Genomic DNA, 1,054 nt, shown 5'->3' on the forward strand with positions numbered 1-1,054 from the left:
CTCAATTTCTTGCAATCCTCGCTACGGACGCTTAAGTCCGACAGGCTGCTAGCAGTTTTTTTGAGAGCCTGAAAACGTATTTACTGCCACTGGTACAAAAACGAACCAGTGAGCCTAAATGAGATGATAATGGGAAACGAAAGGCTTTTTTGCTGGCAAGAAGGGCAATTTCTCGCTCCAATGGTGCCCTGCTGATGAGAATCCTGCTGCAATAACTGTCTTTGTGTTGATGATAGACATCCAGATCAAACACTGCGGAGTACTTGTCCAGCTCACCGGCTATATCGAGAGTCAGCAATGTTCTCAGACACTTTACGCATTTGCTGCAATTACCTGCGACTTCATCCCCAACACAAACGTCTAAGGACGTATATGAATCTTCAACACCGGCAACTCGTATGGTTTTCTCAGCCCGGGTGTATTCACTGCCTACCGAGAGGGCTCTCAGAGATTCTGTCGACAGCATGGGCAAAGCCATTAAATCACTGTGCGCCATAGAGTCAGTTTCACCTATAAACACTTCCGGATAGGCATAGGCAGAACCATAGAGGTAGAGGCCTATTCCTTTCTGCAAAAGCAAGGCTACAGAGGTGTTTCTTGCCGTGTGAGTCTGCATGAAATGCAGATGATCGCAATAGAATTGGTCAAGGTTTGAATTAACCTTGATAAAAGGCAAACCGATTTTATCCGCTACAGGCTTCAATGCTTCATACCGGTCATTGAAGAGTATTTCAGGGTTTGTCTTCTTACCGTGAGACCCAACATTGTTATAGATCAAATGGGTCACTTTGAAGCCGGGTGAAACCTCGGAGTAAAAATAGTCAGCCAGCGTACAGTATGAGTCAACACCACCAGAAAAGCCGGTTATAACGCCCTTGCCATCATACGAAGAGTTTTCAGAGCTGATGTCAGACAGAGCGGATGCCGCATTATTGGCGGTTTTGATTCCGGCGATGAGCAGGGGAGAGAGTATCAGGGTTGAGGGTGCCGTGTCTGAGCACCTTTATCATCATCTGTCGGGTCCTTATCAACATATACTGAAAAGTATTATGCC

Annotated in this window: 1 protein-coding gene; it reads right to left on the reverse strand. The window is 46.1% G+C overall.

From position 1 onward, the window contains the following. Window positions 1-31: 31 nt before the first annotated feature. The gene (locus KDK19_RS22760; protein WP_257293018.1) at window positions 32-787 is read right to left on the reverse strand and encodes a hypothetical protein; all 756 of its coding nucleotides are present in this window, start codon (window positions 785-787) and stop codon (window positions 32-34) included. Window positions 788-1,054 lie beyond the last annotated feature (267 nt).

Origin of the sequence: Endozoicomonas sp. ONNA1 (genome assembly GCF_024606325.1) — a bacterium.
Lineage (GTDB): Bacteria > Pseudomonadota > Gammaproteobacteria > Pseudomonadales > Endozoicomonadaceae > Endozoicomonas_A.